The sequence below is a fragment of the Micromonospora sp. LOL_021 genome (assembly GCF_048060215.1).
Lineage (GTDB): Bacteria > Actinomycetota > Actinomycetes > Mycobacteriales > Micromonosporaceae > Micromonospora_E.
In genome coordinates this window covers 16,212-29,020 of the sequence record NZ_JBHMIN010000046.1, presented here as the reverse complement: position 1 = coordinate 29,020, position 12,809 = coordinate 16,212, and the positions used below count along the sequence as shown (strand labels likewise).

Annotated in this window: 9 protein-coding genes, 3 tRNA genes and 2 pseudogenes; 2 read left to right on the top strand and 12 right to left on the bottom strand. The window is 69.6% G+C overall.

The window, feature by feature from the left end:
• Positions 1-149: 149 nt before the first annotated feature.
• The 12 genes and pseudogenes from ACFHWT_RS24345 to ACFHWT_RS24290 all read right to left on the bottom strand — a co-directional run bounded on the left by ACFHWT_RS24345 (position 150) and on the right by ACFHWT_RS24290 (position 10,360).
• On the bottom strand, positions 150-1,340 hold the full coding sequence (locus ACFHWT_RS24345) for an LCP family protein (RefSeq protein ID WP_416597010.1): 1,191 nt from the start codon (positions 1,338-1,340) through the stop codon (positions 150-152).
• An 83-nt stretch (positions 1,341-1,423) separates the two neighbouring features.
• Positions 1,424-2,401, bottom strand: coding sequence for an NAD-dependent epimerase/dehydratase family protein (locus ACFHWT_RS24340; RefSeq protein ID WP_416597009.1), 978 nt, complete (start codon positions 2,399-2,401; stop codon positions 1,424-1,426).
• 68 nt (positions 2,402-2,469) lie between these two features.
• Positions 2,470-3,036: pseudogene (locus ACFHWT_RS24335) on the bottom strand (flavin reductase family protein); the annotation flags it as partial.
• Between the two features lie 17 nt (positions 3,037-3,053).
• Entirely contained in the window at positions 3,054-4,775 is a 1,722-nt protein-coding gene (locus ACFHWT_RS24330; protein WP_416597008.1) for an ABC transporter permease, read from the bottom strand.
• Positions 4,766-5,536, bottom strand: a complete 771-nt coding sequence (locus tag ACFHWT_RS24325) for an ABC transporter ATP-binding protein (RefSeq protein WP_282233132.1) — start codon at positions 5,534-5,536, stop codon at positions 4,766-4,768. Before ACFHWT_RS24325 ends, ACFHWT_RS24330 begins: the two co-directional genes overlap by 10 nt.
• 131 nt (positions 5,537-5,667) lie before the next feature.
• Positions 5,668-7,311, bottom strand: coding sequence for a cation acetate symporter (locus tag ACFHWT_RS24320; protein WP_416597007.1), 1,644 nt, complete (start codon positions 7,309-7,311; stop codon positions 5,668-5,670).
• 9 nt (positions 7,312-7,320) lie between these two features.
• A complete protein-coding gene (locus ACFHWT_RS24315) occupies positions 7,321-7,707 on the bottom strand; it encodes a hypothetical protein (RefSeq protein ID WP_416597036.1) in 387 nt (128 codons plus the stop codon).
• Positions 7,708-7,878: 171 nt separating this feature from the next.
• Positions 7,879-7,952 (bottom strand) — tRNA-Phe (locus ACFHWT_RS24310).
• Between the two features lie 108 nt (positions 7,953-8,060).
• Positions 8,061-8,134 (bottom strand) — tRNA-Asp (locus ACFHWT_RS24305).
• Between the two features lie 31 nt (positions 8,135-8,165).
• A tRNA-Glu gene (locus tag ACFHWT_RS24300) sits at positions 8,166-8,241 on the bottom strand.
• A 124-nt stretch (positions 8,242-8,365) separates the two neighbouring features.
• The gene (locus ACFHWT_RS24295; protein WP_416597006.1) at positions 8,366-9,268 is read right to left on the bottom strand and encodes a polysaccharide deacetylase family protein; all 903 of its coding nucleotides are present in this window, start codon (positions 9,266-9,268) and stop codon (positions 8,366-8,368) included.
• A 176-nt stretch (positions 9,269-9,444) separates the two neighbouring features.
• A pseudogene (locus tag ACFHWT_RS24290) lies at positions 9,445-10,360 on the bottom strand (IS5 family transposase).
• Positions 10,361-11,431: 1,071 nt separating this feature from the next.
• Between ACFHWT_RS24290 and ACFHWT_RS24285 the strand changes: the two are divergent.
• Positions 11,432-12,397 (top strand): trypsin-like serine protease, encoded by a 966-nt coding sequence (locus ACFHWT_RS24285; protein WP_416597005.1) that lies wholly within the window; start codon positions 11,432-11,434, stop codon positions 12,395-12,397.
• A 14-nt stretch (positions 12,398-12,411) separates the two neighbouring features.
• Positions 12,412-12,792, top strand: coding sequence for a hypothetical protein (locus ACFHWT_RS24280; RefSeq protein WP_416597003.1), 381 nt, complete (start codon positions 12,412-12,414; stop codon positions 12,790-12,792).
• The last annotated feature ends 17 nt before the right edge of the window (positions 12,793-12,809 follow it).

Here is a 12,809-nt window from a genome sequence, read left to right as displayed (position 1 = left end):
TAGGGCGAGCCCACTGTACGGAAACTTGGTCGATTTATCGACCCTGCTCGGGTTTCAAATTTGTGTCGGATTGACCCGTCACCGGCTGACGACCAATGATGTCCACTCAGTCACCGACCGATGTCCGCCCAGCCACCGACCCCGGGCCGTCAGTCGCTGGCACCCGGGCTTGGCGTGACATTGGCCCGCACCCAGGCGGTCATCTGGTCGGCCGCCATCGCCTGGTACATCGACAATGCCTTCTCCTGGTCGGAGACGACCACCGATTCGCCGTTGATCGTCTCGCTGCCGTTGTGCGGGCTGGTCAGGAAGTGCAGGTTCTCCCCCCGTAGCTTGCGGAACTGCAGCGCCATGTCGACCAGGGAGAAGCCCTGGTCGACCGTCACCGCCCGGGTCGTCGCCTTGAGAAACGCATTCAGTTTGACCGGGTTCGACAGTGTGCCGGAACTCACAGCCTTGTCCATCAGCGCGCGCAGGAACTCCTGCTGGTGACGCATACGCGCAAAGTCACCGTCCGGAAACTGTTTGCGTTGGCGAATCCAGTCCAGCGCCTCGGCGCCGTTCATGTGATTGACGCCCTCGCTGAACTGACGGTACGGCTTGTGGATCGACGTCGTGTCCTGCTCGACAGTCAGGTCGACGCCGCCGAGCGCGTCGGTGACCTCGACGAAACCGGCGAAGTCGATCGCCATCACGTGATCGATCCGTACGTCGGTGAAGCACTCCACGGTCCGTACCGCCAGCGGCATGCCGCCCCAGGCGAACGCGGCGTTGATCTTCGCCCGCTCGCCGGTCTCGCAGGCCGCAGCGGCGTCCGACGGGATCGGCACGTACAGGTCACGCGGGATCGACACCAGATAGGCGCGATCGTGCGACGACGGAATGTGCATCACGATGATCGTGTCCGCCCGCCACTTGCCGGCCTGGTCGACCGGGGCGTCCGGGTCCCGTGAGTCGGTGCCGATCAGCAGGATGTTCAGCGCGCCGTCCACCGCCGCCGGCGGCCGCCCCTGGGTGATCTGTGAGAACGGATCGGTCCGCCCCAGATCCTGGTCCAGCCCGCGGGCGTACGCCCACAGCCCGCCGCTGGCGAGCAGGGCCAGCACCACCAACGCCACCCCGCCGACCAGGGCGATGCGCCCCCAGCGGGGTCGCGGCCGGCGCGGCGGACCACCGTACTGGTTGCCGGCACGACCGCCGACCGGCACCTGCGCCCGGCCGGTCGAGGACCCGTATCCGGTGCCGGCCGGACCGGTCGTCCGGCCGGGGACGCCGGGGACGGCCCGGCCGCCGTGGCGGCTACTGGCTGACCGGTCACCGTGTTGGTTGCTGGCTGACATGCCTCCAGCGTACGTACCGGGCGCTCGCCCGCCGCCGACTCGACTGCCGGGCCGATGTCGCCGATCAGCCGGGTCGCCGCCGATCAGCCGAGTCGCTGGCGGAAGTAGGCGATGGTGCGGCGCAGCCCGTCCTGCGGATCCACCGTCGGCTGGTAGCCGAGCCTGGTGCGGGCCAGGGTCAGGTCAGGACGGCGCATCTCCGGGTCGTCCGAGGATCGGGCGACCAGGTTGATCGTCGACGAGCTGCCCACCAGTTGGACGATCTGCTCGGCCAGCTCCCGCATGGTCAGCTCATGCTCGGTGCCGCAGTTGATCGGCCCGGTCTCGGTGGAGTCGAGCAGCGCGACGATCCCGGTCACCAGGTCCGCCACGTAGCAGATCGACCTGGTCTGCGTGCCGGTGCCGTGCACGGTGATCGGCTCGCCGCGCAGCGCCTGGCTGATGAAGGTGGGGATGGCCCGGCCGTCGTCCGGCCGCATCCGGGGCCCGTACGTGTTGAAGATCCGCACGATGCCGGCGTCCAGTCCGCGGTACCGGTGGTACGCCATCGTCGCCGATTCGGCGAACCGCTTGGCCTCGTCGTAGACGCTGCGCACCCCGATCGGGTTGACGTTGCCCCAGTAGGTCTCCGGTTGCGGGTGCACCAACGGGTCGCCGTACGCCTCGGAGGTCGACGCCATGATGAACCGGGCCCGGTCGGCGACCGCCCGGTCCAGCAGATGCAACGTGGCGAGGGAGCCGACCCGGAGGATCTCGATCGGCAAGGTGGCGAAGTCCGTCGGGCTGGCTGGCGAGGCGAGATGCATGATCGCGTCGAACCGCTGACGCACCGCCGGGTGATGATCCGGCAACCCGTCCGAGATGTCCGCCTCGACGAGGGTGAACCGGGGTTCGTCGGTGAGGTGGGCGACGTTCTCCTTGGAGCCGGTGACGAAGTTGTCTACCGCCACCACCGCGCAACCACGCGCGACCAACCGGTCGACGAGGTGGCTTCCGACGAAACCGGCACCTCCGGTGACAAGCACTCGATGGCCGTCGCCGAATCGGGGAACAGGCAGCATGCCCCCGAGCCTAGTGGTAGTGCCCCGGCCGGGCTGCGGTTGCCACCCAGGTCGGCCCAGGTGGCGCGCTACCGGCCGCGCGGCTCGCCGAGTTCCCGGTACCGGCCGCGGTAGTGGATCAACGGTCCGACGTCGCCTTCGTCGCTGACCGTGACCGTCTCAACGGTCGCCTCCACCAGCATCGCCCACCCGTACGGTCGGGCGTCGTCGAGCCGGCAGCCCGCCCACCCGCTGGCCCCCGCCAGGACCGGGCCGTACCCGGTGGCCTGCCACTCCGCTGCCTTGAACGGTCCGCCCGGGGCCGGCATCAGCCCGGCGAACCGGTCCGCGAGCTGTCGATGCGCCGGACCCAGCGGAACCATCACGAACCTGCCCGACTCGCGGAGCACCTCCCACAGCTGCGACTCCTCGTCGAGCAGCCCGAGCAGTCGCGGCGGGTCGCCATCGGCCAGCACGGTCGACGACACGGTCAGTCCGGCAAGCGAAGCCGACCCACCACCGGCCGTCCACAGCGTCACCGGCGCGGCCAGCCGGCCACGCAGCCGCCGCGCGGGCGAACGGTCCGCACTCGCCGTGGCGAACGGGTCGCGGTAGTGGATCTCGGCACCGGGCTCGGGATGATTCACGTGAAACATTGTGACCCAGTCGGGAGTCACCGGCGCGGGGTCACCGTGGCGAGCAGCTCCGGCATCCGTCGGTCCAGCAGGTCACCGGTGATGTACAGGCCGAGCGCCACCGCGCCCAGGCCGTATCCGACGCCGACCGGCAGGGCCAGCCAGTACCAGACCTCGCCGAGGAACGCGGTGGCCAGCACCATCGGGACCGCAGCCGCCGCTGAGGCGGCCATCGACACCAGCGCCAGCATGCTCTTCGCCACGCCGGCACCGCTGTTCAGCGCGAACGGGTTCGACGTCTCCGGCAGTGAGTAGGCACCGACCACCGAGACGATCAGGTTGACCGCCAACCCGGCACCGTAGGCGGCGAACAGCGTCCCGGCGGCGACCGGGATCCAGCCCGGTTCCCGCAGGAACAACCCGAGACCGGCCGAGATCACTACCAGCAGCGGCACGATGTACACCGAGAACCCGACCACCCGGGCACGTAGCTCCAGCCGGCCCGGCACGCCGGCGATCACGTTCGCCGCGTACGCGCTGCCGTCGAATCCGAACTGGTTGGCCAGGGTCACGGCGGCGAGCGCCCCGACGAAGAGCATCGAGATGCTGACGCTGGTCGCCGACGCGGTCAGTCCGGCGTCCAGCGCACCGTCCGGGTCGTAGGTGAAGGCGCTGAAACCGCCGACGTTGATCAGCGCCGGGATGAACACCCCGACCACGGCGACGGTGATCAGGTTGGCCCGCCGCCGCATGTCCCGCCACCAGTAGCGCACCTCCCGGGCGACCAGTGCGCCGTACCGGTCGCGGGGGGTCCGGGTGAGCAGCCGGGGAAACAGCTGGCTCACCGGGGTACCGGCCGGAGCGGTTACCGCCCTGGCCGGGCCGCTGCTCGCGGTGCCGACCATCGCCGACTCCAGCGACCTCGACCACCACCGGTACAGGCCGGCCAGCGCCGCGGCGGTGACCGCCAATTTCACCGGTACCGCCCAGAGCCGCCCGTCGACCACGTCGACACCCATCGTGTACGGGGCGGCCAGCGGGGTCCAGCCGAGGATCCCCGCCACCTCGGCCAGCCGGTCCCAGTCGGCGTTGCCCAGCCCACCGATGACCAGCAGTTGCAGTGGACCGAGCAGGGCGGCCAGCACAGCGAGCAGCACGGCGGCCAGGTCACGCACCCGGCGTGACCGCAGCATGCCGGCGAACGCGCTGGTGATCGCCCGGCTGCCCAGGACGCAGAGCAGCAGACCGGCGGCGACCCCGAGCAGTTGGACCGCGCCGGCCAGCGAGCCGCCGAGCAGCGCCGCGCTGAGCACCAGGCCCAGGGTGGCCAGGCCGGTGGCGATCGACGGTACGCCGATCAGTCCGGTGACCAGTAGCCCGGTGACCATGGTCCGTCGGCGCAGCGGCAGCAGCGCGAACCGGGCCGGGTCGAGTGTCTCGTCCACCCCGAAGAAGGCCAGTGGCAGCAGCAGCCAGCCGAGCACCAGCAGGGTTCCGCCGAACCCGGCGGCCAGCAACATGCCCTGTTCGCTGTCGACGAACCCCGGCGCGGCGAGGATCAGGAAGCCGTTGCCGGCGAACCACAGCCCGGCGATGATCCCGCCGATGAACAACGCGATCCGCCAGCCTTGGCCCCGCAGGTTGTTGCCCATCACCCGTAGCTTGAGGCGGACGAAGTGACGGGCCCGTACCGGGCGACGGCCGGCGACGGCGGGCACGTCGGTGGCGGGCACGTCGGCGGTCAGCCCGGTCACAGCCATGCCAGTTCCTCGCCGGTGGCCGTGCGACCACCGACGACGTCGACGAAGACCTCTTCCAGTGACCGCCCGGCCCGGACCTCGTCCAACGTGCCGACCTTCTTGATGACTCCGTCGGCGAGGATCGCCACGTGGCTGCAGAGCCGCTCGACCACAGCCATCACGTGGCTGGAGAAGATCACCGTGCCGCCGCCGACGACGTACCGCTGCAGGATGTCGCGGATCAGCGCGGCGGAGACCGGGTCGACCGCCTCGAACGGCTCGTCGAGCACCAGCAGCCGGGGTCCGTGCAGCAGCGCACAGGCCAGCCCGATCTTCTTCTTCATGCCCGCCGAATAGTCGACCACCAGGGTGCGTCCGGCGTCGTCGAGCGCCAGCACGTCGAGCAGTTCGCCGGCCCGCTGGTCGACCACCGCCGGGTCCATCCCGCGCAGCAGACCGTGGTACGCGAGCAGCTCGGCACCGGTGAGCCGGTCGAACAGCCGCACCCCGTCCGGCAGTACGCCGAGCAGTTGCTTCGCCCGCACCGGGTCGGCCCAGACATCGTGGCCGAGGACGTGGGCGTGACCGGCGTCCGGCCGTAGCAACCCGACCGCCATCGACAGCGTGGTGGTCTTGCCGGCACCGTTCGGGCCGAGCAGTCCGTAGAAGGAGCCGACCGGGACGTCCAGCTCGACCCCGGCTACCGCGACCTTGTCGTCGAATCGTTTGGCCAGGCCACGCAGGACGAGCGCCTGCCCGCCGGGCTGGGCAGCATCTGTCATGGTCCGACGGTAACCAGCGGGACCTCGGATACGCTCCCGCTGAGGGACGATCCGGCTCTCATACCCGGGCACGACGGCGACACCGATCCGACCAACCTCGCCGCGAGTCCGTCACGGCAGCCGAAGGCATCTCACGGGCGCAGGCTCTCCGGCGCGTGCAGTCGCAGCATGAGGGCGTTCACCTGGCCCGGCAGCCGCCGCCGGGTGACCACCGACACCAGCATCATCACGGCGAACGCCAGCGGCACCGTCCAAGCCGCCGGCTGGGCGACCAGCACCGCCGGCCAGCCGGTCAGTGGCGGACCCAGCACGGTCCACAGCACCGCGCCGACGGCGGCGCCGCCACCGGTGACGATGCCGGCGGCGGCACCGGCGTCGGTCAGGCCCCGCCACCAGATGCCGAGCACCAGCAGTGGACAGAAGCTCGACGCGGCGACCGCGAACGCCAGCCCGACGACCTGCGAGACATCCAGCCCGGAGACGTTCAGCGCGAGGACCATCGGCACCGCGCCGGCGACCAGGGTCGCCAGCCGGAACCCGCGTACCGAGTTGCGCCGCAGCACGTCGGTCGAGACCGCCCCGGCGACGCTGGTCAGCAGACCGGACGAGGTGGACAGGAAGGCGGCGAACGCCCCGGCGGCAACCAGCGCGGCGAGCAGTTGACCGAGCAGTCCGCCGCCGAGCGCCGCCTCCGGCAGCAGCACCACGACCGCGTCCGAGCGTCCGGTCATCAGCAGTTGCGGCGTGTACACCCGGCCGAGCACCCCGTACAGGGTGGGGAAGAGATAGAACAGGCCGACCAGCGCGAGCACCACCAGGGTGGTCCGGCGGGCGGCGGCACCGTCGGGGTTGGTGTAGAACCGCACGAGTACGTGCGGCAGCCCCATCGTGCCGAGGAAGGTAGCCAGGATCAGCGAGTAGGTGGCGAACAGCCCCTGGTCGCCCCGGTCCGGGTCACCGGGCAGCAGCCAGGCGGCTCCCCGGTCGGCTTCGGCCCCGGACACCTCGGGGACCCGGTCCCCGGCGGCGAAGGTCAGCTCGGTGCCGGGGGTGACCTGCTCGGTCCGTCCGTCGGCGTAGTTGAGCGTCGCGGACCGCTCGACCACCACGGTGGTCGCCTGGGTGAAGGTCAGCCCGTCCGGTGGGCTGACCGGCGGCCGTCCGTCGGACTGCCACTGCATGGCCAGGAAGACCGCCGGTACGGCGAGCGCGGTCAGCTTGAGCCAGTACTGGAACGCCTGCACGAAGGTGACCGCCCGCATGCCGCCGAGCGCCACGTTGGCGGTGACCACCCCGCCGACCAGCAGCGCCCCGAGTGGGTACGGCGCGCCGGTGACCGTGGCCAGGGTCAGCCCGGCGCCCTGCAGCTGGGGCAGCAGGTAGAACCAGCCGATGAAGATCACGAAGACGGTGGCGAGCCGGCGCAGTCGCCGGGAGCTGAGCCGGATCTCGCAGAAGTCCGGCAGGGTGAACGCCCCGGACCGGCGCAGCGGGGCCGCGACGAACAGCAGCAGGGCCAGGTAGCCGGCGGCGAAGCCGACCGGGTACCAGAGCACGTCGACGCCGTACTTGAGGATCAGGCCGGCGATGCCGAGGAACGACGCGGCGGACAGGTATTCGCCGCTGATCGCCGCCGCGTTCCAGGACGGGCTGACGGTGCGCGAGGCGACCAGGAAGTCGGACGTGGTCCGGGCCAGCTTCAGCCCGTAGAAGCCGATCGCGACGGTCACCAGGGTGACCACGACCAGCGCAGGGATCACGTACGGGTTGGTCATCGGCGCCGCTCAGCGTTCCGGCCGGCGGACCAGTGCGACGAAGTCCTGTTCGTTGCGTTCGGCGAGGTGGACGTAGGTCAGGCCGACCGCCACCAGGAACGGGAACGCGGCCACCCCGAGCAGCAGCCACGGCAGGTTGACGCCGACGATCTTGATCTCGGCGACGCCGGGGGCGATCGCGAACAGCATCGGCAGCGACCCGAGGCCGACCACGACCACCACCGCCAGCCGCATCGCCAATGCCAACTGTGCCCGGACCAGGCCGCGTACGAGTGCCTCGCCGACCTGGGTCTGCTCGGCCAGGTCGGTACGCAGCCGGTCGGCGTGCCCGCGCCGGCCGACCTCGCCCAGCACGATCCGCACCCGCCGGGGTGGCGGGTCGGCGGGCGCGGGCACCGCAGCGGGCCCGGTGCCGTCGTGTTCGGCCATGCCGGCAGTCTCACGGCCCGTCGCGGAATGTCAAGAGCGAGCACCACCGTGGGCGTGATCCGTTACGCGTCGTCCCACAGCGAAGCGCCCAACCGCAGGAGGCGATTGGGCGCTGCTGAAGCCCGGCGAGAGGCTTTGTGGCCAGGGGCGGGGTCGAACCGCCGACCTTCCGATTTTCAGTCGGACGCTCGTACCAACTGAGCTACCTGGCCGGGTGTCCGGGACATCATACCCGCCTGCCGGTGAGAACACCGGACCGGTCGGGTCGGCCCCGAAAACGAAACGCCGCGCGTGGGAAACGCACGGCGATCGGCGTTGCGCGGTCCTGACGGGACTTGAACCCGCGACCTCCGCCTTGACAGGGCGGCGAGCACTCCGACTGCTCCACAGGACCTCGGTGTTGCTCCGGCCGGTCGGTCGGCCGGTGGTGCCCCCAACGGGATTCGAACCCGTGCTACCGCCTTGAAAGGGCGGCGTCCTGGGCCGCTAGACGATGAGGGCGGCCCCGTCATCATCGCACATCGCGACTCCGACGGTAGTGCTCCCATCCGGCCCCGCCGGAAGCTTGCGAAAGCATACGTGACGAGTATGCCCCGGACCAAACCAGATCGGCGAACCGGACGGATCAGGGGGAAAGGCTAGCACCGAGCAGGGTGATGCCGTACCGCTGCCTCAGCTCGTGGACCACGGCCGGGAGCGCGGCGACGGTGGCCGACCGGTCACCACCGCCGTCGTGCAGCAGGATGATCGACCCGAGCCGAACCTCGGCGGTGACCTGCGACACCAGCTTCTCCTTGGTGGGCTTGCGCCAGTCCTGCGGGTCGACGTCCCAGTCCAGCGGGACCATCCCCAGCTCCTCGACCACGGTGACCACCTTCGGCGTCCACAGCCCGCCAGGGTGCCGGAAGAGCTCGATCGGCACGCCGGGCACCACCTTGTGGATCTCCTTGTTGGTCCGCAGCAGGTTGGCCCGGATCTCGTCGGCCGACTGCGAGCCGAGGTCGAGCTCGTGGCTCCAGGTGTGGTTGCACAGGGTGTGCCCCTCCCGGACCATCCTCACGACCAGCGCCGGATACCGCCGCACCTGGGCGCCAACGACACAGAACGTGGCCCGCGCCCCGGCCGCCCGCAGTTCGTCGAGGATCAGCGGCGTCCACTTCGGATGTGGCCCGTCGTCGAAGGTCAACGCCACCTGCCGACCACCGGTACGGCGTTGCAGCAGGCTCTCGTCGACGGCGGGCCGGGCGGACGCCCCGGGTGTACCGCCGGTCACGGTGGCCGAGGGTCGCTGGTCGGCGGGGTCGCCCGTCGGCGTCGGCACCGGGTCACGGGTGGCGGGTGAGGGCACCGGCTCGGGGGTGGGAGCAGCGCGCTCCGGCGCGGCACCGAGAGCGGCGGTGGCCGGCACCTGGGTCGGCGCCTGCCGGGCACCACGCAGCGCGGCGATGCTTTCGCTGCCGACCAGCAGCGCGAACACCGCCAGGCCTGCCGCGACCATGGCACGTTTCGACACGGTGCGTTTCGACATGTCGACTCCGGGCGAGGGGGTGGACGGAGATCGAGCGAAGCACACGTTAGTCGATCAATCCGCACAACTCGACCCCGCACATCGGACACCAGCGACATGGATCGTCGACGCTGACAGGGCGTGCCGAATTAGGCCACGAAGCGTGTTGGAGGTGCTAGGGCGTGTATCAAAGTCGGTCACAGCCACTCGTTGATCGCTGCGACCTGCACGGTTGCCTCGTACCGGTCGGCGAGTTTGTCGTAGCGGGTCGCGACGGCACGGTTGCGCTTGAGCCGGTTGATGCCGCACTCGACCGCGTGGCGTTGCTGGTAGATCTCGGGGTCGAAGGCCGGTGGCCTGCCGCCCCTCGACCCAGTCTGCGCCGGTTGGCGTCCTGGTCGGCCTTGGACGGGATCGTCGCGGCGATACCCCGTCGGCGCAGGTAGGCGCGGTTCGCCTTCGAGGTGTACGCCTTGTCTGCCAGGACCCGGTCGGGTCGGGTCCGGGGCCGACCGGACTTCAGCCGGGGCACCCGGATTCGGTCGAGGACCGTCGTGAACTGCGGGCTGTCGCCACGCTGCCCGCCGGTCAGCACGATCGACAGCGGTTTCTGGCCCTGCTCGCAGCCCAGGTGTAGTTTCGTGGTCCGTCCGCCACGGGAACGCCCCAACGCGTGGTCGTCGGGTTCCGACCCGGTACCGCCGGGTGGTTCGGCCTGCGGATCCCCCTTTTACGCGCTCCGGCGGCGTGCTGGTGCGCGCGGGTGATCGTGGAGTCCACGGACACGTCCCAGACGATGCGTCCCGCCGCGTCGGCCAGGGCCTGCAACGCGGTCAGGATCCTGGCCCAGGTGCCGTCGCGCTGCCACCGGCGGAACAGGGCGTACGCCGCCGCCCAGGAGCCGTAGTGGTCGGGGATGTCCCGCCACGGGGCGCCGGCCCGTGTGCGCCACCGGATCGCGTCGATGAGCTGCCGTTTCGTTGATGCGGGCGGTCGGCCCGGCCTCCGCGCGGTGGGCAGGAGTGGCTCCAGGACTGCCCACTGAGCGTCGGTCAGGTCGTGCCGCCTCGTCACCGCTACGCTGGTCACGAGGTCTCCGTGTTGATGGGTCATCTTGGTCGATAAGCCATCTACCGGAGACCTCGCTGTTTACCGGGCAGCGACACGCCCGAAGTTCGTCACCCGCCCGCAGCCGACTTTGATACACGCCCTAGGAGGCGGGTGGCAAGAAGCTAGCCCATTGCCTTGACCACGAACGTTCACGGTGTTGGTTGACACGCCGTCGGCCTGCCGCGCTTGCGGCGTCGTGGCGGCCAGGCTGTCGCGGTGGCAGAACCCGTACGCGTACGGCTACCGAGCAACCGGGAAGGGTCAGCAACTGCTGCGCATCACTCGCAGAGGCACCGGTTCACCGATCCGACTACGGCGGGCCATGGCCGGCCCGGGAAGGCCGCGCCGGTGGGCGCAGCCCGGCGACCGAGGCCGCGCTCGCCGCGATCCGCGCCCGCGCCCCGCACACCTACGCCGGGCGGACCGCGCCCCTGCTCGATACTGCAGTCCACACACATCGTGTGGCCACACCCACTGGAACCTCGGCGCGTTGGCTGGCAGCGCCGTGTTCGAGATCGAGGTGCGGGGCGACGAAGACGGGTACCAGTACCAAGGCGGCTAATACGACCACTCGCCCCTGGTCTTGGTGGTGCCCTACGACGACCACTGGTACCTCGCTATCGACAGCAACCCCCGCCGCGCCAAAGTCGGGTGGAGCCAGGTCTTCGACTGGCCCCCGACCCGTGCGCGGCCGGGCGGACCCCCGATTCTGCGGAATCCCGCCAGCAGATACAGCACCCCGGCCGACCAGGGCCTTAACGACGGTATCGCTCGTTTCCGCTCAAAACAGCACTTTCCTGAACACAGAACGCGGCATCGACGAATGTCCTTGCTTGCGACGTGTGCTAACTGATATTTTCATTTCACCCTGGGACACGCACCTTTGGAGGAGAAGGGCGTCGTTGGACAGCACCCGTAGCGAGTCCCCTTTCGCTAATCGTTTTATTTGCTCTCTCCGTCACACCTTTACAACCCGTAGCCGCATCCGATGACCCGTCGGTCGAGGCTGCCCGCGTCTACGCGGCGGAAAACGGGATCCCGATCGACAAGGCGGCCCTCGCCATAAACGATCAGATGGAAATCGTTGACGCCATCTCCAACCTCGGGATCGAATTGGGTGTCGACGCCGACGTATGGGTCGAGCAACACGACGGCGCACAGGAACTGAAGGTTCGGACGGCACGAAAGGATATCGCCGCCGCCCTCGGCGGTCTCAGCCTGTCCGGTTCGACGAGTGTCACCGTTGTCGACGAGCCGACGATCGCGAGTCGGCGACTCGTCGTCACCGACGAGGTCGCGGAATCCGTTCGAGCGGTTTCTCCCGGAGTTCAAGGACTTTATGTACGCACTGCGGATGGGGCGCTCGTCGTCGACACGACCGACACCGCCGCGAAGGCGGACGTCGCGGCCCTCCAGCGGGCCACCGGGTTTGCGAAGATAGAGGTCACGAGGGTAGAGCCGGCCGGCGACACCGCGATCCTGGTGCGGGGTGGCGTGGCCCTGGGTGGGTGCACGGCCGGTTTCTCTGCCACCTACGGGTCGTACAAGGGATACTTCACTGCGGGGCACTGCGGATCGTCGCAAGTTACGTACAGCAATACCGCAGGTACCGGCAGCTGGGTGACCGGCACGAAGCGCATCCAGGCCTACAACACCAACTCGGACATCGCTTTCTTCAGCATCCCGTCGGACAACTACATCTCCAGCACATTTTTCGGATCGTCCTCGTCGAGTGCCACGTCTGTCGGATTCCCGGCCGATGTGCCGGAGGGCATCACCGCCTGTCACCGGGGCAAGGCGGTCGGCTGGGGATGCGGCACCATCACCTCGATCGCGTATCAGCCGACGTGGTCCGGTGCCTGCCCCGGTGGGACCTGCAACGCGGTATTCGTGCGCGTTGGCACGGGAACGGCCGCTGGCGACAGCGGGGGACCTTGGGTCAACGGAAACCGTCCCATCGGAATTCACAAGGGCGGCGGGTCCAGCTACAGCGTATACTCGAAGATCTACCGTATCCCGGCAGGTACTTCTATCTACTAAGAGGCGGATGTCGAATGCGACTCTTCGTTCTGAGGAAAATTTCCGTCGTGGGGGCGGTCGCATTGGCAATGGCCGGCTGTTCCCAATCAGCGAAGCAGCCCGCCGACACCCCACGGTTCGCGCAGTACGAGCCTGAGGAGCCTGGTGCCGGCGACAGCGCGCTACTGAAGGGGAGCGCCGTGGTGGTCGATGGCTGTCTGGCCGTCGAGGACGCCAGCTCCGGCACGACCTACACGCCGATCTTTCCAGTGCCCGGCAGCGAGCCGGCCTCTATCAGGGCCGGTGACGAGCTGACGCTCCGTGGCGGTGCCGCCGAGCGGCCGCCGGCCGGTGCCCAGGTGCCTGACCAATGCCCGTCGTCAGGGCCGTTCTGGCTAGTCGTGGCTGCGGATTGAGTGGCGGCAGCGGCTAG